Source organism: Paenibacillus chungangensis, assembly GCF_042675905.1.
GTDB classification, from domain to species: Bacteria; Bacillota; Bacilli; order Paenibacillales; family Paenibacillaceae; genus Pristimantibacillus; species Pristimantibacillus chungangensis.
Window position 1 is genome coordinate 325,345 of the sequence record NZ_JBHTJZ010000005.1, and the last position, 25,687, is coordinate 351,031.

General features: G+C 53.8%; 30 protein-coding genes and 1 riboswitch. Of the genes, 27 read left to right on the forward strand and 3 right to left on the reverse strand.

All coding sequences use genetic code 11. The features are described from left to right. Nucleotides 1–122 precede the first annotated feature (122 nt). From ACFQ2I_RS03845 to ACFQ2I_RS03880, 8 genes are all read left to right on the forward strand, one after another. A complete protein-coding gene (locus tag ACFQ2I_RS03845) occupies nucleotides 123–2,192 on the forward strand; it encodes a bifunctional aldolase/short-chain dehydrogenase (RefSeq protein WP_377562302.1) in 2,070 nt (689 codons plus the stop codon). Nucleotides 2,193–2,208: 16 nt separating this feature from the next. Beyond that, the gene (locus ACFQ2I_RS03850; RefSeq protein WP_377562303.1) at nucleotides 2,209–2,583 is read left to right on the forward strand and encodes a sensory rhodopsin transducer; all 375 of its coding nucleotides are present in this window, start codon (nucleotides 2,209–2,211) and stop codon (nucleotides 2,581–2,583) included. A 33-nt stretch (nucleotides 2,584–2,616) separates the two neighbouring features. Then, nucleotides 2,617–3,837: an L-rhamnose isomerase gene (rhaI, locus tag ACFQ2I_RS03855; protein ID WP_377562963.1), complete on the forward strand. Its 1,221-nt coding sequence runs from the start codon at nucleotides 2,617–2,619 to the stop codon at nucleotides 3,835–3,837. After that, the gene (locus tag ACFQ2I_RS03860; protein WP_377562304.1) at nucleotides 3,834–5,306 is read left to right on the forward strand and encodes a rhamnulokinase; all 1,473 of its coding nucleotides are present in this window, start codon (nucleotides 3,834–3,836) and stop codon (nucleotides 5,304–5,306) included. The genes rhaI and ACFQ2I_RS03860 overlap by 4 nt, the downstream gene beginning before the upstream one ends. 113 nt (nucleotides 5,307–5,419) lie before the next feature. Continuing rightward, nucleotides 5,420–6,178: a DeoR/GlpR family DNA-binding transcription regulator gene (locus ACFQ2I_RS03865; protein ID WP_377562305.1), complete on the forward strand. Its 759-nt coding sequence runs from the start codon at nucleotides 5,420–5,422 to the stop codon at nucleotides 6,176–6,178. A 38-nt stretch (nucleotides 6,179–6,216) separates the two neighbouring features. Then, entirely contained in the window at nucleotides 6,217–6,945 is a 729-nt protein-coding gene (locus ACFQ2I_RS03870; RefSeq protein ID WP_377562306.1) for a (Fe-S)-binding protein, read from the forward strand. After that, nucleotides 6,942–8,462 carry a LutB/LldF family L-lactate oxidation iron-sulfur protein gene (locus ACFQ2I_RS03875; protein WP_377562307.1) on the forward strand — a complete coding sequence of 507 codons (1,521 nt, stop codon included), beginning with the start codon at nucleotides 6,942–6,944 and terminating at the stop codon, nucleotides 8,460–8,462. Before ACFQ2I_RS03870 ends, ACFQ2I_RS03875 begins: the two co-directional genes overlap by 4 nt. Then, nucleotides 8,455–9,180, forward strand: a complete 726-nt coding sequence (locus ACFQ2I_RS03880) for a LutC/YkgG family protein (RefSeq protein ID WP_377562308.1) — start codon at nucleotides 8,455–8,457, stop codon at nucleotides 9,178–9,180. The genes ACFQ2I_RS03875 and ACFQ2I_RS03880 overlap by 8 nt, the downstream gene beginning before the upstream one ends. A gap of 483 nt (nucleotides 9,181–9,663) precedes the next feature. Here the strand turns inward: ACFQ2I_RS03880 and ACFQ2I_RS03885 are convergent, their stop codons facing one another. Continuing rightward, a complete protein-coding gene (locus tag ACFQ2I_RS03885; RefSeq protein ID WP_377562309.1) occupies nucleotides 9,664–10,602 on the reverse strand; it encodes a hypothetical protein in 939 nt (312 codons plus the stop codon). 228 nt (nucleotides 10,603–10,830) lie between these two features. On the opposite strand from ACFQ2I_RS03885, the gene ACFQ2I_RS03890 reads away from it, so the two are divergent. From ACFQ2I_RS03890 to ACFQ2I_RS03925, 8 genes are all read left to right on the forward strand, one after another. After that, complete coding sequence (locus ACFQ2I_RS03890) at nucleotides 10,831–11,382, forward strand: hypothetical protein (protein WP_377562310.1); 552 nt, start codon at nucleotides 10,831–10,833, stop codon at nucleotides 11,380–11,382. A 107-nt stretch (nucleotides 11,383–11,489) separates the two neighbouring features. After that, nucleotides 11,490–11,533, forward strand: a riboswitch (PreQ1 riboswitch). A gap of 155 nt (nucleotides 11,534–11,688) precedes the next feature. Further along, nucleotides 11,689–12,363: a 7-cyano-7-deazaguanine synthase QueC gene (gene queC / locus ACFQ2I_RS03895; RefSeq protein ID WP_377562311.1), complete on the forward strand. Its 675-nt coding sequence runs from the start codon at nucleotides 11,689–11,691 to the stop codon at nucleotides 12,361–12,363. After that, nucleotides 12,363–12,803, forward strand: coding sequence for a 6-carboxytetrahydropterin synthase QueD (queD, locus tag ACFQ2I_RS03900; protein ID WP_377562312.1), 441 nt, complete (start codon nucleotides 12,363–12,365; stop codon nucleotides 12,801–12,803). Before queC ends, queD begins: the two co-directional genes overlap by 1 nt. Then, nucleotides 12,800–13,531, forward strand: a complete 732-nt coding sequence (gene queE / locus ACFQ2I_RS03905; protein WP_377562313.1) for a 7-carboxy-7-deazaguanine synthase QueE — start codon at nucleotides 12,800–12,802, stop codon at nucleotides 13,529–13,531. Before queD ends, queE begins: the two co-directional genes overlap by 4 nt. 31 nt (nucleotides 13,532–13,562) lie before the next feature. Then, nucleotides 13,563–14,060, forward strand: coding sequence for a preQ(1) synthase (gene queF, locus ACFQ2I_RS03910; RefSeq protein WP_377562314.1), 498 nt, complete (start codon nucleotides 13,563–13,565; stop codon nucleotides 14,058–14,060). A 28-nt stretch (nucleotides 14,061–14,088) separates the two neighbouring features. Next, nucleotides 14,089–14,646 (forward strand): DUF1273 domain-containing protein, encoded by a 558-nt coding sequence (locus tag ACFQ2I_RS03915; RefSeq protein WP_377562315.1) that lies wholly within the window; start codon nucleotides 14,089–14,091, stop codon nucleotides 14,644–14,646. A gap of 143 nt (nucleotides 14,647–14,789) precedes the next feature. Further along, nucleotides 14,790–16,139 carry a hypothetical protein gene (locus tag ACFQ2I_RS03920; protein ID WP_377562316.1) on the forward strand — a complete coding sequence of 450 codons (1,350 nt, stop codon included), beginning with the start codon at nucleotides 14,790–14,792 and terminating at the stop codon, nucleotides 16,137–16,139. 290 nt (nucleotides 16,140–16,429) lie between these two features. Next, nucleotides 16,430–17,980, forward strand: coding sequence for a sensor domain-containing diguanylate cyclase (locus ACFQ2I_RS03925; protein ID WP_377562317.1), 1,551 nt, complete (start codon nucleotides 16,430–16,432; stop codon nucleotides 17,978–17,980). 52 nt (nucleotides 17,981–18,032) lie between these two features. Here ACFQ2I_RS03925 and ACFQ2I_RS03930 read toward each other — a convergent pair whose 3' ends face one another. After that, complete coding sequence (locus ACFQ2I_RS03930) at nucleotides 18,033–18,626, reverse strand: dihydrofolate reductase family protein (RefSeq protein ID WP_377562318.1); 594 nt, start codon at nucleotides 18,624–18,626, stop codon at nucleotides 18,033–18,035. A gap of 206 nt (nucleotides 18,627–18,832) precedes the next feature. Between ACFQ2I_RS03930 and ACFQ2I_RS03935 the strand changes: the two genes are divergently transcribed. Beyond that, on the forward strand, nucleotides 18,833–19,237 hold the full coding sequence (locus ACFQ2I_RS03935) for a phage holin family protein (protein ID WP_377562319.1): 405 nt from the start codon (nucleotides 18,833–18,835) through the stop codon (nucleotides 19,235–19,237). A 113-nt stretch (nucleotides 19,238–19,350) separates the two neighbouring features. Beyond that, a complete protein-coding gene (locus ACFQ2I_RS03940; protein ID WP_377562320.1) occupies nucleotides 19,351–19,755 on the forward strand; it encodes a hypothetical protein in 405 nt (134 codons plus the stop codon). Between the two features lie 55 nt (nucleotides 19,756–19,810). On the opposite strand, the gene ACFQ2I_RS03945 is transcribed toward ACFQ2I_RS03940, so the two are convergent. Continuing rightward, nucleotides 19,811–20,068 carry a hypothetical protein gene (locus ACFQ2I_RS03945; RefSeq protein ID WP_377562321.1) on the reverse strand — a complete coding sequence of 86 codons (258 nt, stop codon included), beginning with the start codon at nucleotides 20,066–20,068 and terminating at the stop codon, nucleotides 19,811–19,813. A gap of 138 nt (nucleotides 20,069–20,206) precedes the next feature. Between ACFQ2I_RS03945 and ACFQ2I_RS03950 the strand changes: the two genes are divergently transcribed. The 9 genes from ACFQ2I_RS03950 (at nucleotide 20,207) to ACFQ2I_RS03990 (ending at nucleotide 25,616) form a co-directional block, all read left to right on the forward strand. Beyond that, the gene (locus ACFQ2I_RS03950) at nucleotides 20,207–20,494 is read left to right on the forward strand and encodes a Dabb family protein (RefSeq protein ID WP_377562322.1); all 288 of its coding nucleotides are present in this window, start codon (nucleotides 20,207–20,209) and stop codon (nucleotides 20,492–20,494) included. A gap of 150 nt (nucleotides 20,495–20,644) precedes the next feature. Next, complete coding sequence (locus ACFQ2I_RS03955) at nucleotides 20,645–21,064, forward strand: DUF86 domain-containing protein (RefSeq protein WP_377562323.1); 420 nt, start codon at nucleotides 20,645–20,647, stop codon at nucleotides 21,062–21,064. A gap of 40 nt (nucleotides 21,065–21,104) precedes the next feature. Then, nucleotides 21,105–21,758, forward strand: a complete 654-nt coding sequence (locus ACFQ2I_RS03960) for a helix-turn-helix transcriptional regulator (RefSeq protein WP_377562964.1) — start codon at nucleotides 21,105–21,107, stop codon at nucleotides 21,756–21,758. A 172-nt stretch (nucleotides 21,759–21,930) separates the two neighbouring features. Then, nucleotides 21,931–22,401 (forward strand): hypothetical protein, encoded by a 471-nt coding sequence (locus ACFQ2I_RS03965; protein WP_377562324.1) that lies wholly within the window; start codon nucleotides 21,931–21,933, stop codon nucleotides 22,399–22,401. A gap of 50 nt (nucleotides 22,402–22,451) precedes the next feature. Then, nucleotides 22,452–22,928 carry a YtxH domain-containing protein gene (locus ACFQ2I_RS03970; protein ID WP_377562325.1) on the forward strand — a complete coding sequence of 159 codons (477 nt, stop codon included), beginning with the start codon at nucleotides 22,452–22,454 and terminating at the stop codon, nucleotides 22,926–22,928. A 164-nt stretch (nucleotides 22,929–23,092) separates the two neighbouring features. Continuing rightward, nucleotides 23,093–23,908 (forward strand): glutamate racemase, encoded by an 816-nt coding sequence (gene racE, locus ACFQ2I_RS03975; RefSeq protein ID WP_377562326.1) that lies wholly within the window; start codon nucleotides 23,093–23,095, stop codon nucleotides 23,906–23,908. A gap of 144 nt (nucleotides 23,909–24,052) precedes the next feature. Next, the gene (locus ACFQ2I_RS03980) at nucleotides 24,053–24,940 is read left to right on the forward strand and encodes a M14 family metallopeptidase (protein ID WP_377562327.1); all 888 of its coding nucleotides are present in this window, start codon (nucleotides 24,053–24,055) and stop codon (nucleotides 24,938–24,940) included. A 102-nt stretch (nucleotides 24,941–25,042) separates the two neighbouring features. Next, the gene (locus ACFQ2I_RS03985) at nucleotides 25,043–25,276 is read left to right on the forward strand and encodes a hypothetical protein (protein WP_377562328.1); all 234 of its coding nucleotides are present in this window, start codon (nucleotides 25,043–25,045) and stop codon (nucleotides 25,274–25,276) included. A 112-nt stretch (nucleotides 25,277–25,388) separates the two neighbouring features. After that, on the forward strand, nucleotides 25,389–25,616 hold the full coding sequence (locus ACFQ2I_RS03990) for a DUF1450 domain-containing protein (protein ID WP_377562330.1): 228 nt from the start codon (nucleotides 25,389–25,391) through the stop codon (nucleotides 25,614–25,616). Nucleotides 25,617–25,687 lie beyond the last annotated feature (71 nt).

Genomic DNA, 25,687 nt, shown 5'->3' on the forward strand with positions numbered 1-25,687 from the left:
CCATTTTATTTGGTATATTCTCTCCGTTTTTTTTTGCTTTTGGTATATTCAAAGATAAACAAAGATGATATACTGTTTTCAAATGAAAACAAAAACAAAACAAAATTATTCGGAGGTATGATATGGTACAGTCATTATGGAATGCATCGAAAGCAGCTGAGCTGCCAGGCGGATTGGATGAGCTTGTCTACCGCTCCAACATCATTGGCGAGGATCGCCGTGTGTGCAACTTCGGAGGTGGCAATACGTCCAGCAAAACGGTTGTGAAGGATTTTCGCGGCCGCGATGTCGAAGTGATGTATGTAAAAGGCAGCGGCTCCGATCTGGCCACGATGAAAGCGGGTAACTTTACAGGCCTGCGTATGGAAGACATTCGCCCGTTGTTCGAACGTACGGAGATGACGGACGAAGATATGGTCGCTTATCTGGCCAATTGCATGATCGACGCCAAGCACCCCCGCGCTTCCATCGAGACGCTGCTGCATGCGTTCCTGCCGTTCAAGCATGTGGATCATACGCATCCGGACGCCATCATCAGCTTGTGCTGCGCGGATAACGGACGTCAGCTCGCAGAGGAGATCTTCGGCAACCGCTTCGTCTGGGTGCCTTACGTGCGTCCCGGCTTCACCTTGTCCAAGATGATCGCGGAAGGCGTGCTCGCGAACCCGAACGCGGAGCTCGTACTGATGGAGAAGCACGGCCTGGTCACTTGGGGCGATACTTCGGAAGCGTGCTACGCTCAGACAATCAAGATAATTAATGAAGCGGAAGCTTACATCGAGGCGCGGGTGGACGAAGCGAAGCTGTTCGGCGGCGTGAAGCACGAGGCGCTTCCGGCGGAAGTTCGCAGAGCGATCGCTGCGGAGGTCATGCCGACTGTGCGGGGAGCGGTCAGCGACGAGAAGCGGATGATCCTCTCCTACGACGATGGGGACGTTGTGATGGCATTCGTCGGCGGCAAGGATTCCGCAGAGCTGTCCCAAGTCGGCGCGGCGTGCCCGGATCATCTCGTGCATACGAAGGTCGTGCCGTTGTTCGTGGATTGGACGCCGAATGCGGATGACGTCGAAGGCTTGAAGGAGAAGCTGGCTGCTAGCATCGCGACTTACAAGGAGCAATATAAGCAATATTTCGAGCGGAACAAGCATGATGGCGATAATATGTTCGAAGCTGCTCCGCGCGTTATTCTAATCCCCGGAGTGGGCATGATCAATACAGGCAAGAGCTGGGCGATGTCGCAAGTGAGCGGCGCGCTGTACCATCGCGCGATTGCGGTTATGCGCGGCGCTACGGCGCTGGGCAGCTTTGTTTCTTTGAGCGAGAACGAATCTTATAACGTTGAATACTGGCCGCTTGAGCTATATAAGCTGACGCTGGCTCCGGCAGAAGCGGAATTCTCTCGCAAGGTCGCGTTCATTACGGGCGGCGCGGGCGGCATCGGCAGCGAGACGGCACGCCGCTTAGTATCCGAAGGCGCTCATGTTGTGCTGGCGGATCTGAACTTGGAGGGCGCCCAGAAGGTAGCGGACGAGATTAATGGGAAGTACGGCGACAATCGTGCTGTAGCTGTGAAGATGGACGTAACGAGCGAGGAGCAGGTAAAGGCTGCTTACGCTGAAGCGGCGCTTGCTTACGGCGGTGTTGATATTATTGTTAACAACGCGGGTCTGGCGACTTCCAGCCCATTCGATGAGACCACTCTTAAGGAATGGAATTTGAACATGAATGTGCTGGGAACGGGCTATTTCCTGGTTGCCCGCGAGGCGTTCAAGCTGATGAAGACACAGAATGCCGGCGGCAGCATGGTGTTCATCGGCTCCAAGAATTCCATTTATGCGGGCAAGAACGCCACTGCTTACAGCGCAGCGAAGGCGCTGGAAGCTCATCTGGCGCGCTGCATCGCTGCTGAGGGCGGCGAATACGGTATCCGCGTCAATACGATTTTGCCGGACGCGATTCTGCAGGGCTCCGCGATCTGGAACGGCAACTGGCGTAACGAGCGCGCTGCCGCTTACGGCATCGAGCCGGATCAGCTGGAGGAATATTACCGCAAGCGCACGACACTGCTTGTCAATATCTATCCGCGCGATATTGCTGAAGGCGTTGCTTTCTTCGCTTCTTCCAAGTCGGAGAAAACAACGGGCTGCATGCTGACGATTGACGGCGGCGTGCCCGCGGCATTCACGCGTTAAGCAGGGAGGATGGCGTATGTTTCAAGCTAGGGGAGAGAAGCATTGGGTCATTCCCGACGGCTATATTCCTCCGACGAGCTCTGGCGAGCTGCTCAGTCATGAGTCGATCTGCGTGCTGAATTGCTCTTCGGAGGAGGCTTTGCTCAGATGCACGATATTTTTCGAGGATCGCGAGCCGATGGAGGATATTGTCGTGATCGTGCCGGGCAGGCGTACGAAGCATATTCGCACGAGCTCGCTGCAGAAGGATGGGGCGCCGATTCCGGTCGGCGTTCCCTATGCGATTGAAGTCCGCAGCGACATTCCCGTTATTATTCAATACAGCCGGCTGGATGCCACCCAGCCGGAGAATGCGCTAATGTCGACGATGGCCTATCCGTTGAAGGGATAGCATTATATATAGGAGAGGGTGCTTGCTATGTCTATATCTGATCGCGCTTATGCACTGTTCGAGGAGCAACAGGAAGCAAGAGGCATCAATGTGAATGAAGTGAAGGCACAGCTGAAGCTGCTGCGTATCGAGACGCCGTCATGGGGTTACGGCGATTCCGGTACGAGATTTAAAGTGTTCAAGAAGGATGGGGTGCCGCGCGATCCGTTCGAGAAGTTCCAGGATGCCGCGCAGGTGCATAAGCTGACGGGGCTGGCGCCGTCCGTCGCCATTCATATTCCTTGGGACAAAGTGGAGGACTACGGCAAGCTGAGAAGTCATGCGGAGAGCCTGGGACTGTCAATCGGCGCGGTCAATCCGAACTTGTTCCAGGAGGATGAGTATATGCTGGGCAGCGTGACGAATGCGGATGCAGCCGTACGCCGCAAGGCAACGGATCATCTGCTGGAATGCGTCGACATTGCGAAGGAGACGGGGTCGCGCGACTTGAGCCTGTGGTTCGCCGACGGCACCAATTATCCGGGGCAAGGCAATATCCGTAAGCGCAAGGGCTGGATGCAGGAAGCGCTATCGGAGATGTACAAGGCGATGACGCCGGAGATGCGGATGCTGATCGAGTACAAATGCTTCGAGCCGGCCTTCTATCATACGGATCTGGCGGACTGGGGCATGGCTTACAATATGGCACTCAAGCTGGGGCCGCAGGCCGAGGTGCTCGTCGATACGGGCCATCATCTGCCGGGCGCCAACATCGAGCATATCGTCGCTTATCTGATCGATGAGAAGCGACTGGGCGGCTTCCACTTCAACAGCCGCAAGTACGCCGATGACGATCTCATTGTAGGTACTGTGAATCCTTACGAGTTGTTCCTCATTTTCTATCAAATTCTGAATGCCGCTGCCGACGCGGATACCGGTATCCGCCAATGCGTCAGCAATATCGCCTATATGATCGACCAGTCTCACAATATCGAGCTGAAAATACCGGCGATGCTTCGTTCCGTATTGAACGTGCAGACCCAATATGCGAAGGCGCTGCTCGTCAATCAGGCGGAGGTAGAGGATGCGTCAGCCCGCGGCGATGTGCTTGGGGCGGAGCATGCCGTTCGCAGCGCGTTCGAGTTCGACGTCACACCGCTGCTGCATGTCATCCGCGAGGAGCAAGGCTTGCCGACAGATCCTATGAAGGCTTATCTGGAGAGCAGTTACGGCAATGATATTCTGGCAAGGGGTAAAGGCGGTGCGAGCTGGTGACCCATGTGCTGGCTTTCGATCTCGGCGCAAGCAGCGGCAGAGCGATGCTCGGCCGCATCGAGAACGGCAAAATCCAGTTGGAGGAGCTGCACCGGTTCTCGAATGATCCCGTGGCGATCGGCAATCGCCTGCATTGGGATATGCTGCGCCTGCTGCAGGAGCTGAAGCAGAGCTTGCTCAAGGCGAAGCATCGCGGCATCGCGATCAGCAGCATCGGAATTGATTCCTGGGGCGTCGATTTCGGGCTAATTGGTGACAACGGTGAATTGCTGGGTAATCCTTATCATTACCGCGATGCCCATACGAACGACGTCTACGAGGAAGTGGTAGAAGAGCTGACGTATGACGAGATCTTCCACCGGACCGGCATTCAGTTCATGTCGATCAATACGCTGTATCATCTGGCCGCGATGAAGCGGGCGAACTCGCCCCTGCTGAAGGAAGCGAAGCACTTCCTGATGATTCCGGCACTGCTTCGTTACTTCCTGACAGGCAAGATGCACAATGAGTTCTCGCTGGCGACGACGACGCAGCTGTTCAATCCCGTCTCGAACGACTGGGACGAGACGCTGTTTGAAGGTATCGGCGTAGACCGCAACATCATGGGGACGGTCGTGGAACCCGGCACAAGGGTGGGCGAGCTGCGAGAGTCGATCCGCACGGAGCTTGGCGTTCCTGCCGTTCCCGTCTATGCCGTTGCGGAGCATGATACGGGATCGGCGGTAGCGGCCGTTCCTGCGCTCGCGCCGTCCTTCGCTTATCTGAGCTGCGGCACCTGGTCGCTGATCGGAACCGAAGTAGGGAGTCCTGTCCTGACGGAGCGGGCCCAGCAGCTGAACTTCACGAATGAAGGCGGCGTATATGGCACATTCCGCTTGCTGAAGAACATTATGGGCTTATGGCTGCTGCAGGAATGCAGGCGAGCATGGGAGCGTGAAGGCGTCTCTTACACATTCCCGGAGCTGGTGAAGCTGGCCGGCGATGCGAAGCCGTTCGCCTTCTTCATGGATTGCGATGACGATCTGTTTTTGCAACCCGCTCATATGCCGGAAGCGATTGACACCTACTGCGCCAGAACGGGCCAACAGGCCCCGGATAACCCTGGGGCTTATGTGCGAGGGATTTTGGAGAATCTGGCGTTCAAATACAGATATGCGCTGGAGCAGACGGAGGAGCTGGCGGGCGCTGTCTTCGAAGGACTGCACATGGTCGGCGGAGGCATTCAGAATACGCTGCTCTGCCAGTGGACGGCGAATGCGATCGGCAAGCCGGTATGGGCGGGTCCCGTCGAGGGAAGCGCGATCGGCAATATGCTGGTACAATGGATAGCGAGCGGCGAGCTTAACGACATCTGGGAAGCAAGGAAGCTGGTGCGCGAGTCGTTCCCGATCGAGCTCTATGAGCCGCAAGATGCGGCAGCTTGGCGCACGGCGTATGAGGACTTCCGATTAAAGACGAAGCTGGCGTGACGGCTGTCACAGCGGGCGGACAATTCGGTTGTCCGGACTGGATGATCTAATGACAGATCGCTTCACAATGTTATAATTAGAAGTGTGATCAATAGCTGGAAAGAGGTAAGGGTATGCTGGTTGCAGAACGTTATGACAAAATAGTAGAGCTTGTCAATGAGAGAGGCAGCATTCGCGTGACAGAGCTCAGCGAGCTATGTCAAGTGACGGAAGAGACGATTCGCCGCGATCTGGACCGGCTGGAGCAGGCGGGACGGCTGCGCCGTACGCACGGAGGAGCCGTCAGCGTCCGCGACCAGCAGCCGGAGACCCCTTACTTCGAGCGAGAAGTCGCTCATGCGGACGAGAAGCGGCGAATCGCCGAGGAAGCAATTAAGCTGATCTCGCCTAAGGAGCGCATCTTGCTCGATGCCAGCACGACGGCTTGGTATATGGCGGCGCGAATGCCGGATATTCCGCTTACCGTGCTGACCAACTCTATCAAGGTGGCGTTGGAGCTGGCGAGCAAGGAGCGGATCGAGGTTATCTCCACCGGGGGCATATTGGCCTCGCGCAGCTTGTCTTATGTCGGTCCGCTGGCGGAGCGCTCGCTTGATGCCTACCATGTCGATAGGGCTTTTCTATCGTGCAAAGGGGTGCATCTGGAGCGAGGAATTAGCGAATCCAATGAGCTGCAAGCGCGCATTAAAGGGCAGATGGTGGGGATAGCGGACGAAATCGTATTGCTTGCGGACTCCAGTAAGTTCGGCGTTCAGGCGTTCACGCATGTCGCCGGGCTTGGCGATATTCACCGCATCATAACCGACAGCAACTTGGCCCAGGATGTGCGCGAAGTGCTGACGGAGCGGGGAATTGCGGTTACGGCAGTGTAGAGCATCGGTTGAGGAATGTGCACAAGGGGGTGCAGCATATGAAAGTGTCTTTGTTTATTACTTGTTTGAGCGATGCCATCTACCCTCGCGTAGGCGAGGCGATGGCAAGGCTTCTGGCGCAATACGGCGTGTCTCTCCACTTTCCCCGTCTGCAGACATGCTGCGGGCAGCCCGCCTACAACAGCGGCTACTGGAAAGAGGCGAGAGAGTCTGCCAAGACGATTCTGGACGCCTTCGAGGATAGCGACTTCGTCATCTCGCCGTCGGGCTCCTGCACAGGGATGATTCATCATTATGACAAGCTGTTCGAGCATGATCCAGTTATGCTGGAGCGAGCGAACAGGCTGAGGGGCAAAGCTTACGAGTTTACCCAGTTTCTCGTTCAAGTGCTTGGCGTGACCGATGTGGGCGCGAATTTCCCTCATAAAGTGACCTATCATCCATCCTGTCACGGCACACGCATACTGGGCGTCAAGGATGAGCCTATGCAGCTGATGGAGAAGGTACGGGGGCTTACGCTTGTGCCGCTTCCGTTCGCGGAGGATTGCTGCGGCTTCGGCGGCACCTTCGCCGTCAAGATGGCGGATATCTCCGGGGCCATGGTGACGGAGAAGGCCGATCATGTGCTGGAGACGGAGGCGGAGGTTCTAGTCGGTCTGGATATGGCTTGTCTTATGAATATTGCGGGCAATCTGCATTTCCGCGGCAAGCCGGTGCGGGTGATGCATCTTGCTGAGCTGCTGTACGAAGGAGTGAAGGGAGCATGAGCGGAGGGAAGACGACGGGCGCGAGCGTGAAGGCAAGAGCCGAGGTGGCGCTGAACGACGATTTTCTGCGTAAGGCGGTCCGCTTCACGACCGAACGGCTGCGGGGCGGCAAGAAGCGCGCTTCCGAGGAGCACGGCAACTGGGAGGAATGGCGCGAGCGCGGACGGCAGATACGTCTGCACACGATTGCCCATCTGGACTATTATTTGAACTTATTCGTAGACAATGCGCGAGCGAACGGCGTGCACGTTCACTTCGCGGAGACGGCGGAGGAAGCCGTCAAGCTGACGCTGGACATCGCGGAGCATAGCAAGGCGCGGTCGGTCGTCAAGTCGAAGTCCATGGTGACGGAGGAGCTTCATCTGAACCATGCCCTGGAATCGATCGGCGTGGAAGCGGTGGAGACCGATCTCGGAGAGTATATTATTCAGCTGGCCGGCGAGATGCCGTCGCATATCGTCATCCCGGCCATTCATAAGAACCGCTATCAGATTGCGGAGCTTCTGTCGAAGGAGGCGGGATATACGCTGCCGCCGGATACGACGGCGCTTGCCGGCTTCGTGAGGAAGCGCTTGCGAGAGAAGTTCCTGGAGGCGGACATCGGCATGACCGGCTGCAACTTCGCCATCGCGGAGACCGGCTCCATGGTGCTATTCGAGAACGAAGGCAATGCGCGAATGGTCAGCACGGTGCCGAAGACGCAGATTACGCTGATGGGGATGGAGCGCATTATTCCATCCTGGGAGGATCTTGAAGTGATGGCGACGCTTCTGCCCCGCTCGGCGACAGGACAGAAGCTGACGATGTACATGTCCGGCATTACCGGACCGCGCCGGGAGAGCGACGGCGACGGACCGGAAGAGATGCACATCATTATCGTGGACAACGGTCGCTCCTTGCAGCTTGGTGATCCGGAATTCCAGGAGCTGCTTAACTGCATCCGGTGCGGCGCATGCCTGAACGCATGTCCCGTCTACCGCCACATCGGCGGACATGCCTACGGCAGCACGTACAGCGGCCCGATCGGTGCGGTGCTCACGCCGTCACTGAAGCAGAATGTGGCGGAATGGGACGATATCGCCAATGCCTCAAGTCTGTGCGGCGCGTGTTATGAGGCCTGTCCCGTCAAAATCCCGCTGCACGATATGCTCGTGTACTTGCGCCGCCGCAAGGTGGAGGGCGGGCACGGCAACAAGCTGGAGTCGCTCGGCATGGGCGGATTCGCCACGGTCATGGGTAGCGCCAAGCGGCTTGGCGGCATCATGCGTCTGGGCAAGCTGGGACAGAAGCTCGTCGTTCGCGATGGCTATATCAGGACGAAGCTGGGCCCGCTGAAGGGCTGGAACAAATACCGGATTACGCCCAGCCTGCCCAGCCAGTCGTTCCGCGATCAGTGGGATACGCTGGAAGGGGAGCTGAAGAGCTCGCTCCGAGAGATGGACCCTGCCGTTCGCGAACGGATGGCTGCGCGAGCGCGGCAAGGAAAGTCGGAGCAAGGAGGGAACGGTCATGACTGAGACGCATGCGGAGTGGCTGAAGAGTCTTGAAGCGCAGTCCCGGGAGAAGCAGCAACGGTTCATGAGCCGAATAGCTGGAAGGCTGGGACATCCTCAGATGAAGGAGAGGCCGCAGCATCCTTATCGCGGCGCACCGGACTTCTGGCGACAGAAGGAGTGGACGCCGGAGGAGAGAATCGAACAGTTCACGAGCAACTTCCTGTCCGTCGGCGGTCATGTGGAGCGTGTACAGGGCATGGATGAGGCATCGGTGTTCATCGCGGGCAAAGCGCGGGAGTTGAGCGCTAAGTACATTGTCCGCCAGGATGACGCGAAGCTAGCTGAGCTCTCTTTGGAGCGGGAGCTTCCGGAAGCGGATATTGCGGTATGGAACAGCGGTGAGGGAGAGAATTGGAAGGCGCGCGCGGCGGGAGCCGACTTCGGCATCGTGATGGCCGACCATGCGGTGGCGTATACCGGCTCCGTCGTCGTGGAATCCGCCAAGGAGAAAGGGCGTTCCGTCAGCCTGCTTCCGACCGTGCTGTTCATCATCATCCCTGTCCTGCGACTGAAGACCAGACTTGGCGAAGTGCTGACAGGATTCGATGAGAGAGGGCGCGCCGGTCTGCCGGCCGGCATTCACTTCATCTCCGGCCCGAGCCGTTCCTCCGATATCGAGAACGACTTGACGATTGGCGTGCACGGACCGGGCATTGTCTATGCTCTGCTCGTTGAATAGCGCCGTCAGACATATAGAAACACATGGATATAAAGGACCACGGCTTCCGCGTACAGTGCAGGCGGATGCCGTGGTCCTTTTTTGATACTTCGTAAAGGCGTGCGAGCCATGTTCGTGTAGGAATCCTACGCTGGAGCGCTGATAAGGGGCGTGCGAGCTGTGTTAGTGTAGGAATCCTACACTGGAGCATCGAAAGTGGGTGTGCGCAGCTAGAGAGTAGGACAGCATCAAGCGTTTTTCTCATTACAATAGCATTTGTAAGTTTCGCGGTCCCTGCAAAGCACCCCAGTAAGTTTGAAGGCAGAGTGCTACTTTTCGGGTGTATTCTCATATATAGGAAAGGATAAGTTTCACTCTTATACTGATGCTTATATCTCACCGCAAAAAGTAGGCTAATGCCGCCAAAAGGAGGCATTAGCCGTTTACGCCTGACTAGCTGGATTTATCTATTCAGCAACGATTGATCGAGGGCTCCGTCCATCTTTAAGGTATCGTCTTCAGATAAGTCTCGATGAATTGCAGCGCCTCGTCCGGGTTGTTCGCATTGGCTCGAACGGCAACGATAAGATCAGCATGCAGCAAATTCAGATCCGCTGCCAGCTGCGACTCCTTCAAGTCTACGCCGTAAATCTGCGCCGTTGCATCACCTTCCGCCTGAAGCCTCATCGCGGTATCATCCGTCAATTGCTCTGCTAGCAGTGGAGCATCTCCCAAGTTCAGGAATACACTCTGGCTGCCGATCCAATTGAACATGAACTTGTCAACAATGTAGATATCGGGATGCTCCGACATGAGCGTCACGATCGCCTTCTGCAGATGGGCGTATTGACTTGACTCTTCCTGCGGGACGAATGTAAGTGAATGCTCGATTCGCTTCCATTCCGGGAAGCTCTTCAGCAGCGACTGACCGAGTCTGTCGTTGTAATACTCGTCCCGCTCCGGTCCGGTCTGCTCCTTCGTGTCGGGCTCGATGAACGTGCCCATCAGGCTTATCGACAGGTCGACCGGCGGCAGGCCAGCCAGGAATTTCTCGTGTTCTCGCTTGTCGATATAGCTGTTAATGCCATAAATAATAAGCACAATAAGGACAATGGCGCCGATGGTGTGGAATCTGTAGTAACGCCAGAAGTGATCCATCTTCTGGGCTTGTCCCGAGAAGCGCTTGTATTTGCCGTATTCCTTCTCGTTGAATGCATCCGTCACCTTCCGATCCTCATGGGCCAGAATGAGACGATAGGCTTCCGTAATAGTCTTAAAGTTAGTTTCTTGCTGCTGGTATTTCCCGGTGACGCTTTCATTTTTTTGTTCTTTGGCGCGCGACCGTTCCCTTTTCAACAGAGTTGTGTACCGCTTCTCTACTTCTTCCTTGGATGAGCCCTCTTCCAGTCCCAATATTGTGTAGGCTTGCTTCAAGTCTTCCACCTTGTACTCGTCACCTCGATTTATGATAGAAAAATTGCCGATACCACTCTTTCTATTTCTCACTCTCTAGTATACGAAAAAACTAGAATGCAAAGCAAACTTATTCAGTCATGACGCACTATAGAGGTGGTATCTGTGCTGTGATACAATAAACGGCAGGCAGCATCGGGAGTCGGATTCCTGTAGCCGAACGCGTATGCAGCCGAAATTCAATGGCGAGGTGCGGTTATGTTTCACCCAACAGTATTTGACAATTTGAAGGTGGCGTTCGAGAATGAGCTGTACGATCAGGACAATCTGGATGGACGCATTCTCATTACCGGACGCAAGGATATATGGGATATGGCGGTCATGGATCGCGAGTTCTCCGTAAGCTTTCGGCTGACCGAGACGGAATGGCCGACTGCCGAGCTTAAGCTTGCCGCGCCTCTAAAGGAACTGGCAGCTGAAATACTGGAGCAAGAAGGAACTGTTCCAGCGTGCGGATTGCGTGTGCTGTTTCATATGAACATCGCCGAAGCGGAAGCGGAACGCTCTTGCGCAGCCATTGAAGCTTGCTTGTGTCACATCTGGCAGCCGGAGAACAAGCCGATACAGACACTCAGCAGTGTGTATGGCGACGACCCTGCAGTGTTGCTCCGGCATACGGCAGAGATTTCGTTCTCGCGCCGCATCAACGAGGAACAGATGGAAGATATCCCGGAGCTGGTCGCTCACATTGTGGCGACATTAGTAGCGCTTCGCGAGGAACCGTTGCTTCAGCTGGAGCCTCTTCTATAGCTGAGGCTGTTAATTTCCTGTTTTCAAATCCGGCAGGCTGTGCTATAGTACGGAGGAACAATTGAAGATGAAATCCGGCCCACGCTGGCAGCAGATAGTGGAAGCGGCCGGGAGAGGTTCGCGAACTCCCTCTATAAAAAACTAAAAAACAAAGCGATTGCCCTTTTTTTGCATGGCGGCATATCGCTAGTTTTTTTGCGTTCGGCGCGTTGCGGTCCCATGGGGCTGCGCGCGCCGTTCCCTATTTTCGGAGTAAACATTATAGCGCGGAACTGCATCTTCTCATCTGCGAGAGGAGGAAATAATATGAAAAAGGAAAAAGCTGTTGTCGTGTTCAGCGGCGGTCAGGACAGCACGACCTGTCTGTTCTGGGCGATGGAGCGGTTCGTCGAGGTCGAGACGGTTACATTCAACTACGGCCAGCGTCATAAGCTGGAACTGGAATGCGCGGCGGACATCGCACGCGACTTGGGCATCCGTCACCATGTGCTGGATATGTCCCTGCTGAATCAGTTGGCGCCCAATGCGCTGACACGCGATGATATAGCCATCAAGGAGAAGGAGGGGGAGCTTCCATCCACTTTCGTGGATGGCCGGAATTTACTATTCCTCAGCTTCGCGGCCGTGCTGGCCAAAGGTATCGGCGCCCGGCATATCGTGACCGGCGTATGTGAGACGGACTTCAGCGGATATCCGGACTGCCGCGATGTGTTCGTCAAGTCGCTGAACGTCACCTTGAACCTGTCCATGAATTATTCATTCGTCATCGATACGCCGCTTATGTGGTTGAACAAGGCGCAGACGTGGAAACTGGCCGACGAACTCGGCGCGTTCGACTTCGTTCGGGATCGGACGTTGACCTGCTATAACGGGGTGAAAGCGGACGGTTGCGGGGAATGCCCGGCTTGTCGCCTGCGAAGCAATGGCCTTCTGGAGTACTTGGCGGAACGTACGTCAATTCAAGCCGGGGAGGCGCAATGATGCTGCAGCAAATATACCCGGCTGTCGCCCACTCTTACAGCTATGAGCTGAACAAGGACTTTCAATTCGCCGCCGCCCATTACGTGCCCGCCGAGCAGGCTGGCAAATGTAGGCGCGTGCACGGGCATACGTATTATGCCAATGTGACGGTGGCCGGCGATAAGCTTGACGACAGCGGGTTCCTCGTGAACTTCGCCATTATCAAGGAGTTGATCCATAACCGGTTCGACCATACCCTGCTGAACGAAGATGACAGCTTCGATGATAGCCAGCCTGATCGGTTCCCCACTACGGAAGTGGTAGCGCGAACCATCTGCGAGCTTGTGCAGCAATATTTGGACGGTACGGCTAATCGACCGAAGTGCCTGCAAGTGTTCCTGCGGGAGACGCCGACCAGCTATTGCCTGTATCGCCCCAAGCGAGAAGGCGGACAATTATGAGCGCGGCTGTCCGCTTTCCCGTCCTGGAGGTGTTCGGTCCGACCGTACAAGGTGAAGGAATGGTCGTCGGCCGCAAGACGATGTTCATCCGCACAGCCGGCTGCGATTATCGTTGCTCCTGGTGCGATTCCGCGTTCACATGGGACGGCAGCGCCAGAGATGAGATCCGATTGTTTACTGCGGCGGAGATCTTGGACGATCTACATCGGGTTGGCGGCGATTCCTTCGATCATGTGACGATATCCGGCGGTAATCCCGCCTTGCTGAAGGAGCTGGGGGTGCTTGTGGAGCTGCTGCATGCCGAAGGCATGACGGTCGCGCTGGAGACGCAGGGCAGCCGCTGGCAGCCGTGGCTCCCTATGATCGACGATATGACGCTGTCGCCGAAGCCCCCGAGCTCCGGCATGGGAACGGACTGGGACGTTCTGGATAACATCGTCGCCCGCTTATCCGCGGCCGGCAGTCGATTCTGCATGAAGGTCGTCGTCTTCGATGAGGATGACCTGTGCTATGCCCGTGAGGTGCATGAGCGCTATCCCGAGGTGCCGTTCTACTTGCAGGCGGGCAACGATAACCTGACGGAAGAAGAGCCGTCGGCGATGCTGCCTTATCTGGTTCAGAGATACGAATGGCTCATTAATGCGGCGATGGGAGACAACAGTCTTCGCAAGGTGCATGTGCTGCCGCAGCTGCATACTTGGGTATGGGGCAACAAGAAGGGTGTATAAGCTACAATAACGGCGAAAGGAAGTATAAGCGATGGAAGGCAGAAGCAAAGAAGAACTCGGCGGCATTACGCTGCTGGGCAATCAGGGAACGCAATATCCGTTCAATTACGCGCCGGAGGTGCTGGAGTCGTTCGAGAACAAGCATCCGGGACGCGATTACTTCGTGAAATTCAATTGTCCTGAATTCACCAGTCTATGTCCGATAACGGGGCAGCCGGATTTCGCCGCGATCTATATTTCTTATATTCCAGATATCCTTATGGTAGAGAGCAAGTCACTCAAGCTGTACTTGTTCAGCTTCCGCAATCATGGCGACTTCCATGAGGACTGCATGAACATTATTATGAACGATCTGATTGAGCTGATGAATCCTCGATATATCGAAGTATGGGGCAAATTCACGCCGCGCGGCGGCATCTCAATCGATCCTTACTGCAACTGGGGCCGTCCCGGCACGAAATATGAGAAGATGGCGGAGCATAGGCTCATGAATCACGATATGTATCCCGAGAAAGTGGACAATCGCTAAATCGCTAGTGTAAAGGCGTGTGTCGCGCATGAAGAACTTGCTTGTAACGGGCTATCGAGCCCATGAGCTGAACATATTCAGTCAGAAGCACAAGGGCATTCGCTATATTCAGAAGGCGATCATCAACAAGCTTATTCCGTTAATTGAAGACGGATTGGAGTGGGTCATTACGCCCGGGCAATACGGCGTTGATCTGTGGGCGTGCGAAGCGGTCATCGCGCTGAAGCGCAGGTATCCCCATCTAAAGCTGTCCATCTTGTCCGCTTACAAGGAACCGGAGCAGAATTGGAAGGAAGACAAGCAGAACTACTTCCGCAAAATGCTGGCGGGCGTCGATTATTATGCGTCCGTCAGCAACCTTCCCTATGAGGGCGTCTGGCAGCTGTCGGCGCGAGACGAGCTTCTGCTGCGCCGGACCGACGGTATTCTGCTTGTATACGACGAGGATGCCGGCGAGGGCAGTCCGCGTTATATGAAGGCGAAGGCGCTGAAGAAAGCGGAGCGGGACGGCTATGTTTTCATTTCCATTCATTCGGAGGATATTCAAAGTATTGCCGACGAAGAAGCGTTACGCGAGCATGAATAGTTGCTTGTTGGGAAAGCTTCCATAATTATCATTGACATATCGCTTGAGAGACTGCTATACTGCTGTGAATTACACTTTATTCCGACAAAACTCAGTAATTTAGTTGGAATTATTGTTATCCATTATTTCAAGGAGGTCATTGCATGTCTATGATCAAGTCCATGAACAGCAAGTGGGTAGTGGCGCTTCTTGCCGCTTTCACGCTTCTGTTCGCACAATCCACGCTCTACGCAGCTCCGGCATCCCAGCAAGCGGAACCAGCTGTCACAGAGTACGAGCTGTTTCTGAAGGAGAAGTACGAGGTAAGCTTGCCGGGGCAAGCGACCAAGGGAGATTTCATCGAAGCGGTAGCAGAATTGCTGGGCGCCGAGGCGACCGGCGACGAAGCCGCGTTCACCGATCTGGCAGCCGACGAGCCGTTGTATGCGGCTGCAGCCGCCCTGTATGAGCAGGGCATTCTGAAGGGGCCTTCCATTAAAGGCGACCAGCCTCTGACGAACGCCGTCGCAGTGTCCATCGCCGTGCGCGCAGCCGATCTGGAGGAGCTGGCTTATACGTATCCTGAAGTGAAGGTGGAAGCGGCTCTGAAGTCTCTTCCTCTGGCAAGCGGATTCACTAAAGGTCACGTTGCCCAGGAGCTGGCAGCCGCTATCGATACCGGTCTTCTTCCGGCCGCTTACCATGCATCGTTCCAGCCTGGAGCGGCGGCGAGCGAAGAGCTGGCACATACGCTGCTTGGGAAGGTGCTGGAGACGAAAGGCCAGTACAAGCAATACTTGGGCTACCTGAGCGATGCGGACATCCTCTCCAAGCTGAACCATGCGTACGCCAGCTCCGACATTATCGACGAACCGAAGCTGCAGAAGCTGGTGAACACAGCGCTGGAGCAGGAGCTGATTACAGGCTACAACCTGAAGGATTCCCGCTTCGAGGCGAACTTCATCGATTCCCTGTCGCTTACATACGGCCATTCCGATCTGACGCATGCTATCCAGTTGATTGGCCTGCTGCGCAGCGAAGGCCTTGACGCGAAGTTGCAGTTCGAGCCGAAGACATCTGCATTCGTGTTCCATCCGGATTGGGGCGATCCTGGCGAGAATGCTGTCCTGATCGATAATGGCAATTATATCGTTTATTCCAAAGAATATGACCTGGAGTTCGAATTCCGGAACGCTCAGGACAAAGAAAAGTTCGAGACGGTCATTATGGCCTACGCCAAAAAGGATGAAGCGGACGAGCAAGGGCTGATCGCGGGCTCCTGGTGGCAGCCGCTCTACTTCTCCGACACGGAGTTGGACAGCTACAAGCTCATTACGAACAATCTGATCACTAGCCCGGACAGCCATTACGAAGTTCATCCGTTCTCTCTGAATGAGAATTCCGAGAAGGTCGTGGAAGGCTTCAAGGCGATCGATCCGGAAGTGAATGTGACACCTTATCAATTCTGGGTTGACGTTCCGTTCTTCAACTACCTGAACGGCGGCTCCACGTAGGTTTTGAATGCTGAGAGACTGTCCCATTCGTCGGTTTCTTCGAAGGAACAGCTTTTGGCAAGTATGACAGGATTGTAGTTAGGATAAAAGCGCAGGTTCTTGGGTTGTATTCACCCCTGAACTTGCGCTTTTTACTTTTTGGTCCATTGCGCCCAGTAATCGCCTTACTTTATGTGATAGCCAGTATTCTCCACGTGTGCATTCCAGATAGTCAGCTTCTGCATGATTATGATATAATGTGCCTCGAAATGGATGTCAACGGGTTGACTGCAACTAGAGAAGGTGGACTGATGAAGATAACGCATTCATTCACGGGAAAACTGAAGATTCGTACATTTCTACTGTTGCTCGTAACGGGTGCCGTACTGCTTGCTGCGGCATCGGGCAGCTACTTCGCCTGGCAAAGCAATCAGGCTGCTCTTGTCGATCGTTACTTGCAGGGGAACGAGCAATATGCCCGCAAGCAGGCATCCAATCTGAACGGTATACTGCAAGTTATGCTGAGAACGGTTCAAACTCTTTCAAATCAGGTCGCTGAAAGCGGAATGCCTGGAGAGTCGCAATTGCATGATTGGCTCAAACTTAACCATCACTACTTCAATGCCGTGTTTATTGTGAATGAGCATTCGCAAATCGTCAGTGCAAGTCCAGATAACGTCAGCTACACGATAGGTAAGCAAGCTCCCCTCAACATTGGGACTACTATGCAGGTCAGACTGGAGCCTTTCGTGACCACTCCGTTCACTGCGCTACGGAATCATTATTTGCTGGTGCTGGCAGCTCCGATTATGAAGCGTGACGGAAGCTATGCGGGCTTTGCGGCCGGAGCGATACTCTTGGATGAGAAGAACGAGCTCAGCCGTCTGTTTACAGAACACTACTACGATAACGGTTCCTACCTCTATGTCGCCGACCGCTTCGGCAGGCTGGCTATTCATCCCGATAGTGACCGGATCAGGGAATTCGTCACTCACAATGAAGTTGTACAGCAGGGGATGATGGGCGGCAGCGGCTCTCAGAAGGTGAAGGACGATGAAGGGGGACTTTATTTGGCTGGATACGCTTACGAGCCGCTAAGCGGCCTTGTGATCGTATCGCAGACGCCGGCTTCCGTATTGAAGGCGCCTGCGGAGAAGCTGCTTCGCCATATGCTGTATGATATGCTGCCCGTCTTCTTCTTCATCTGGCTTGCTGCCTGGCTTGCGTCGCTTGCCATATCGAGACCGCTACACAAGCTGGCGCGCTTCACGCAAGGCCATGCCGGGGGAGTGCCGCATTCCGACGAATTGCCGCCTGCCGATTCCCGCATCGCCGAGTTGTGGCAGCTGCAGTCCAGCTTGAACCGTCAGCTGAAGCTGTGGAGTGAAGAGCTACAGCACGACGAACTTACCGGGCTTGCCAATCGCAAGACGTTCAATGCGACGATCCGGCAATGGAAGGTCAATCATATCCCCTTCTCTCTCATATTGATGGATGTAGACCACTTCAAGGGAATTAATGATACGTTCGGCCATCTTGTCGGCGATCAAGTGTTGCGGCAGTTGGCCTCGCAGCTTCGGTCCGTCACGCGGGAAGGCGATCTCTGCTTTCGCTACGGCGGGGAGGAATTCGGCATACTCGTCCGCTATGCGAAGGAGCAGGAGGCGGTTGCTGTCGCGGAGCGGCTAAGGAAGAATGTGTCGGGTGTGACGAGTCCTTCCGGTCGTCCTGTCAGCTTGTCGCTTGGTGTGACTGCCTGCCGACCGGAGGACAAAACGGCGGACGCCATCATTGAACGGGCCGACAAGGCGCTGTACCGATCCAAGGAGAACGGGAGGAACCAGACCAACTTATCGCTCTAGGTCGGGACCGAAGCTGATCATTCTATCAATAGGGCTGTTCCTTTGTAGGAATCTACTTATGGGACAGCTCTTCTCTGTGGGTAAAGGTATTTTTATGTGTAATAAAATGATAAATGAGTTGAACAACGCCTGAGGAGAACGTTCTTGTATTCACCATTTTTAAAGGTAGCCTCTGTTTTATATCTACAAACAACGGCTTTCCTTCTCCCAAGACAACAGGGTGAACAGATAATCTATATTCATCAATCAATCCTAAATTGACAAAAGTTGTAATGAGACTTGCTCCGCCATATAGCCAGATGTCTTTACCTGGCTTATTCTTTAATTTATTTACTTCTTCAATAATACTGTCATTTATAAATATTGCTTTATTATGAGCCCCCTTTTGCGTTCTGGAAAACACATATTTCTCTTTACTATGAACCAGTTCCCAAAATTCTTTTTCAGAATCGGCATGTTCAATTTCCGGAGTAAACTGTCCCCATAAATCATAGCTTTTTCTTCCATATAATATGGTATCAATTTGGTTTAAAAAATCAATAAACCCCATTTCAGAGTCCATAATGCACCAATCAACTTCACCGTTTTTCCCTTCAATAAATCCATCTAAAGTAACCGCTAAATCTAAAATGATTCTTCGTTTCATGATTAGTTACTCCCTTCATTAATCTATGACCCATTATAGACCTCAAATACGTCACCTCATGTCATATTAATAAAAGAAAGGATATCTTTTTAAGATGAGAGCGATTATGTCCACAATTTCTACAACTAAGGGACAACCTTGACCGCTTCGGCATATAGTATCTTGTACAATATTTATTCCTGCGGGAATGGAGTGAGGTGACAACTATGACAAGCAGCATGCAGGTATGGATATGCTCATTGATTGGCGTGCTGGGCTCTATTATTACGTTTGCGTTCGGCAGCTGGACAGAATCGCTCACCTTGCTTCTTGTCGCGATGGGGGTCGATTATGTGACGGGGGTAGCGGCCTCCATTAAGGAAGGCAAGGGGCTCAGCAGCGCCTTCGGCTCCTGGGGGCTGGCCCGCAAAGGGTTGACGCTGCTCGTCATTCTGCTGGCGCATCGCATAGATTTACTTATGACAACGGGCGACACTGTTATGGGGGCTGCCATCTTTTTCTATATTGCCAATGAGCTTATTTCCGTGACGGAGAATTATGGCCGTATCGGCTTGCCGTTGCCTGATCGGCTCCGCAAGTTTATTGAAGTGCTGAAGGACAGGCAGCGTTGAAATTGGCTTGCATATGTTCTGCGCTATGGGATATAATAAAAACGAACATACGTTCCTTATTGGGCGATGTACAATAAATGTACCATTAGCTGGAACATGATGGAGGGGTGGCAATGGCCGCTAACAGGGAAGACGGCGGTGGACGTGTGGCGACGGTTCCGCCTAATGAGACAGAATCCGAATTGAAGCTTGTGAAGCGATATTTGCTGCTCGGCATCGTTATGCGCATATTGGATCACGACATTCGCGTAATCGGGGCGTCGGGCATGAAGCTTCCGCGGTTCTACGAGACGCTGCTCAGAAGCATCGGCGATCGCGTGCTGCTTGATATGGCGGATATGCGGAGGACGTTCAGGCAGCAGGGGATCAAGATATATGAAGAGAAGCGAGAGAAGGACGGCTTGCATGCCCAATACGTATGCCGCGGCTACCACCACCGGTTTTTCATGCTTTGGGGATTCGTCAAGGCGGAATCGGAGCAGGTGTTGAAGGAATATATATCAGGCGCAGCTTCATAAATATACGGAAGGAGTCTCGAGTCTACGGGACTCCTTTGTTGGTCGAACTTGGCTATTAGGCGGGATTCCCTCTTCTCCTGCGATCCCGTGCGATTATCCGATCGGCTATATAGCCTAGCAGCGCCCAAGACAGGATGGTAAGGACGTACATGAACAATACGCTCACCTCATGCACATCGATGAACATATCTACGAACCATGCGGGAACACTGAGCATGAAGAAGACCATATTATGGGGGTCATATCCCGTATAGTTGAATGCGCAGATGGCCAAACCGATCAAAGTTGCGATAATTGTCACTTTATAGCGCATAAGCTGAAGATCTCCTTTGCCGAAAAGATTGCCGTAATGCGATCACTTAGGTTATTATGTGACAAAAGGACAAATCTCATGCTGTAAAAGCGGCATGGCTGATTTTTAGGATCCGCAACAAAATAGGAGGCCTTGTATATGATTACCCATATCGTTTTCTTCAAATTGAAAGACGGAAGCCGGGAAAATGTGGCGCATACGGCCGAAGTGCTCAGAAATATGGAGGGCAAAATCGATCAGTTGAAATATATTGAAGTGGGCGTCGACGTGCTTCATACTGAACGCTCCTTCCATATCGCGCTGGTAACAAAATTCGAATCTATGGCTGACCTGGAGGCGTATCAGGTGCATCCCGTGCATCAAGAAGTGATCAAGCATATGGCGCAAGTGCGCGAGTCCGCTGTCAGCGTAGACTACGAAAGCTGAGGGATGGACAGTTGAGAGACGTATATGAGATGCTTACTTACCTGCTTGTCGTCGTCTTGAGCAGTATCATTATGGTGATATGGCTGAAGAAGAAGGGCAAGCGCAAGAAGCAGGGCTGAATATTGGGCAGGAAAGCAGGCGGAAAGAGCTATGTATTATGTAAATGAAGAACAGATTAAAGTAAGGCTGGCTACGATTCCGGAGCTGGCGGCGGCGATGCAGCGGATTGCCGCAGAGTGGGACGGAGACGTTCTGCAAGGCTTGGCCCAGGAGAGAGCGCTTCATCAAGCAATCGAAATTGTGACGGATGTCGGCAGCTACCTAATCGACGGGTTCCTGATGAGAGATGCCAGCAGCTATGAAGACATAATTGCTATAACGGGAGCAGAGGGCGTATTCTCATCGGATCTTGCCGAGACATTGACGGAGCTCGTCAGGCTGCGCAAACCGCTCGTACAGGAATATTATTCCTGGGACCGCGGGCGGCTACATCCGCTGACTGAGATTATGGCAGAGCGTCTGCCGAAGTTCAAGGACGCTGTTGAGGCCTATCTGGCACAGGAATTGTAAGGGATAAGACGGAGAGGGAGCGGGAGCGGGGGTGAAAGCGATGAGCGGGGAAGGACTGACGACGCGAAGGCGCATACTGAACGCATTGAAGAGACATGGAAGGATGAGCGCCAGCGCTCTGGCCAATGAGATCGGGCTGACGGAGATGGGCATTCGCAGGCATATGTACGGGCTGGAGAAGGAAGGCTACGTGATAATCGAGTCTGTCCGCCAAGCGATGGGCAGGCCGCTTCATACGTATGCGCTGACGGTCAGCGGCGATGAGTTGTTCCCCAAAAACTATCATCTGCTCACGCTGGACCTCCTGTCTGAATTGGAGGATGCACAATTTATCGATGCCATGTTCGAAGGCAGAGGGAAGAAGCTGCTGGACCGATATGCTCCCCGTATGAAAGACAAGACGCTGCCGGAGCGAGTGGAAGAGCTGGCGGCAATTCAGAATGCCGGGGGATATATGGTAGAGATGGAGCGGCATGACGACGGTTCATATACGCTGCATGAATATAATTGCCCGATAGCGCAAGTGGCAGGCGTGTATCAGCAAGCATGCAGATGCGAGCTAGAGCTGTTCCGTTCCATGCTTCAGGTGTCGGTGGAGAGGACGGAGTGTCTGGCCAAGGGCGGCGGGAAGTGTAGCTACGTCATAGGCAGTCAATTACAATCGCAAGTCGAGAAGAAGCTTACAGATGCTTGAAAAGGCATGCTGTAAGCTTTTTTTGTAATCATTCTATATCAAAGAGAAAACACCCGTAAACCGTTTTTCTCATAAGCAGTGTCAAGTCAAGCCCAAATTGCTTATACTGTCATACGCAAGTAGGCATTCGTCTAGCAGTTGTAGCGACGAGCGCGAGGAAGGAGGGGTGTGAATGCTGATGGAGTGGAGTATTGCGGTTGCTGCCATGTCGTTCGTTGTACTGGTGGCGGGCATATTGTATGCGATTCGGATTGGACTGAATCGGCTGGAACGTATGCAGGCTTCAGCGGAGGCGCTGCAGGAAGAGCTACAGCAGTTATCAGCGCAAGCAAGCTCGTTGCTGGTGCCAGCGGGAGAGACAATCAAGACACTGAAGGAAGGCGTGCAGTCTGCTGAAGGTTTGTTCAAGGCGGTAAAGGGAGCAGGTCATACCATTCATCAGTCGACTTCTGCTTTGGAGCGCGTTACATCCACGTTATCGGATTCGGCTGTGCGGCATGCGGAGCAGTTGGCGGGCAAGCGCCAGCTGGATGAAGCGGTGCAGTGGGCGGAGCTGGGGCTGACAGCGTGGCATCTGTGGCAGTGGGGTCGGAAGTCTGAGGCGAAGACTGACAATGGGCGCTCATATAGCGGAAGAGGCTGAATGAAGGATGCTGGACGAAGGGTACTCTAATGAAGAAAGGAGCTGTATGAATGATGTTTGCAAGAAAAGGGAATAAAGGCGGCTTTTTGCTGGGGGCGCTTGCCGGTGGGGTAATCGGATCGATTACGGCATTGCTGCTCGCACCCAAGTCCGGTAAGGAGCTGCGCGAGGATATTGCTCTGCAGGCGCAGAAGGTTGGCGACTCGACGGTTCAGGCTGCGAATAGAGTGGGTGACGCAACGAGTCGCATCGCAAGGGATATCGGCAGCAGCGCGGCAGGCTTGGCTGATCGTACGAGGCAGGCAGCCGAGTCGGTAGTGAGCGGCATAAGAGGGAGCCGTACACAAGAAGAAGACGACTTGGCGAACGAAGAAGCTGTTGCGACAGTATCAGGGCTGGCAGAGGCAGATGGCGAAGAGCAATCGTTCATTATCGCTTCAGATGATCAATTGGAGAAGGAAGATGGGGGCTTCGGCGGAGAAGAAGCAGCATTGCGTCGCAGAGACCCCAATATGGACTTGTCTTAACAGGGCGAGAGACGAAGAGCCGGGTGAAGGAGCATTTCGCTTCAAGCGCCAAGGCTCTTTATCGTGAGCTGTCCATCCAAGCGATAAGATGAAGGTACGTTTCGGATGAAGCATTCATATGCTATCTTGTCACGGCAACCTATCATCATGAAGAAGAAAGCGGTGTGTTTGTGCAGCATCCGATTGCAGTTCTGGATTCCGGTGTAGGCGGGTTAACGGTAGTGAAGGAAGTTATGCGTCAGCTGCCGCGGGAGAAGATCATATACTTTGGGGATACGGCCCGAACGCCGTATGGACCAAGAACTCCTCAGGAAGTGATGGGGTTTACAAGAGAAATTGTAAGTTATTTAATCCAATATCAGCCCAAAATGATCGTTATCGCTTGCAATACGGCAACAGCTGTAGCGATGTCAGATATACGATCCAGCGTGGATATACCGGTTGTGGGCGTTATCAATCCCGGAGCTAGAGCGGCGATTGGCAGGACGTCGACAGGCTGCGTCGGAGTTATCGGAACGGAAGGAACGATTAGAAGCGAAGCGTACGAGATCGCTTTACGCGAGCTGTCGCCTCATGTGCAGGTCATCAGCCAGGCTTGCCCCCGATTCGTTCCGCTTGTGGAGCGCGGCAATTTTCGCTCGAGAGAGACGTATGACACGGTGAGAGACGCCATCGGGCATATGAAGCGCTATCCGATCGATTGTCTTATTCTAGGCTGTACGCATTATCCCTATCTGACGGACGCCATCTCCGAGGTGATGGGCGGCGAGGTGGCATTAATCAGTTCAGCGGAGGAGACTGCTCGGGAAGTCAGTGCGATTTTGCAGGATAAACGGGAACTGGCGAGAAGCAATCAACTGCCGGTTCATCAGTTTTTTTGCAGCGGCGAGCCTTGCATGTTCAGATTAATCGCTAACCAGTGGCTGGGAGAACAGATCGAGTTAACGCCTGTTGTGTGGCAGGTTCCGACGATTGGATGAACCAATAGAAATAGAGAGGCTGCTTTCGATGATGCCGGGAGCGGCTTTTTTGTTCTCTCCAATCTGAGACTAGGCGACTAGGAATAGCCTGTTACGGCATAGGCTAGGGTGAGACATGAATATTGCGCGATGGGGAGGAGGCTTATGGATATGACAAGCGACGCATACAGCTACAGCAGGATGATGCAGCGATGCGGCGAGCTGACCGCCGCCTATCCCTTTCTGTCGATCTATCCCATTGGACAGAGCGTGTTGGGACAACCGCTGGTTGCGCTTCGTCTCGGATATGGGCCCAGGCGCATCCATATGAATGCTTCGTGTCATGCCAATGAATGGATCACTTCGGCGCTGCTGATGCGCTTCCTGGAGGATGTGTGCGAAGCCTATGCATATGGAGAATCGTTATGCGGCTATCCTGTCCCAGTATTGCTTGCATCTGCGACGCTTTGGGCCGTGCCTATGGTTAATCCGGATGGCGTGGAACTGGCCCAAGGCAAGCTCAGTGCCGAGCATCCGCTGTATGACCGACTGAAGGATTGGAATGGCGGTTCGGAAGACTTCAGCGGGTGGAAGGCGAATATACGAGGAGTAGACTTGAATGATCAATTTCCGGCCTTCTGGTTAGAGGAATGCAAGCGCCGTGGCGTGAAGGGACCCGCACGCAGCGACTTCCCGGGACCTTGTCCGCTAAGTGAGCCGGAAGCAATTGCGCTAGCGCAGCTGACGGAGCGTCTTCGGTTCGATACAGTAGTGGCGCTTCATACGCAAGGGAGGGAACTTTATTGGAACTATCGGGACTTTGAGCCCCCCCATGCAGAGGAACTGGCGCAGAGGCTTGGCTCAGTAAGCGGGTATAAACCAGTCAAGCTAAGCGGCAGCGATGCCGGCTACAAGGATTGGTTCATACAGCGCTTCGGCAAGCCCGGCTTTACCGTTGAAGCCGGATGGGGCACAAACCCATTGCCCATGCATCAATTCGACTCTATTTACAAGGAGCTGCAACCGCTACTGGTGGAGGCGCTTCGATTGTGAAGAATCTCCCTCTTGTCTTTGCCCAAGCGGACGGTATGTCTATGTGGAAGCTGTGTTATACTGGATGGGAGGATACACGTCAGGGCAAAGGCAGGTGGGAAGATGCGGAAGCTGTTGACGCTCCGGCATTGGCGGGCGACCTTCGCCCTTATTTTCCGGGTGTTGCGGTCAAAGGATGTATCGCTGGCGGACAAGCTGCTATTCGGAGTGCCCGTAATTGTCTATTGGGTGATGCCGGATGCGCTGCCGATGCTGCCCGTTGATGATATCGCCGTTACGATGATTATTGCGGAATGGTTTGCCCGCAGGATGGGGAAGAAGTATAATATATTGTAAATGGCTGGAACTACGCTGCAAAGGGTTAGAAGGAGCTGGAATTTATGACATGTAAGATTACTCGCAAATCATTAATGCTCGCGGATAGCGAAGACGAACGGGATGATGAGCAATGGCGAAGAATGATATAAGAGTGTGCGACAAGTGCAAGCATATGCGAATGAAGACGGCAGTTCAGAAGCTGGAGAAGCGTGCGCCGGGAACAGAGATCAAGGTAGGGTGCAAGTCCTATTGCGGTCCCTGTGCCAAATACGCATTTGTATTTATCAACGGTCGTTATGTGAAGGGTGCGACGGAAGACGAAGCGATAGAGAAAGCATTGGTACATTTGAAGAAATAATTAGGATAATCATTCATACAGCAACCGCACGATGAACCCGACAGCAGCATGATTCTGTTGGGTTTTTGCAT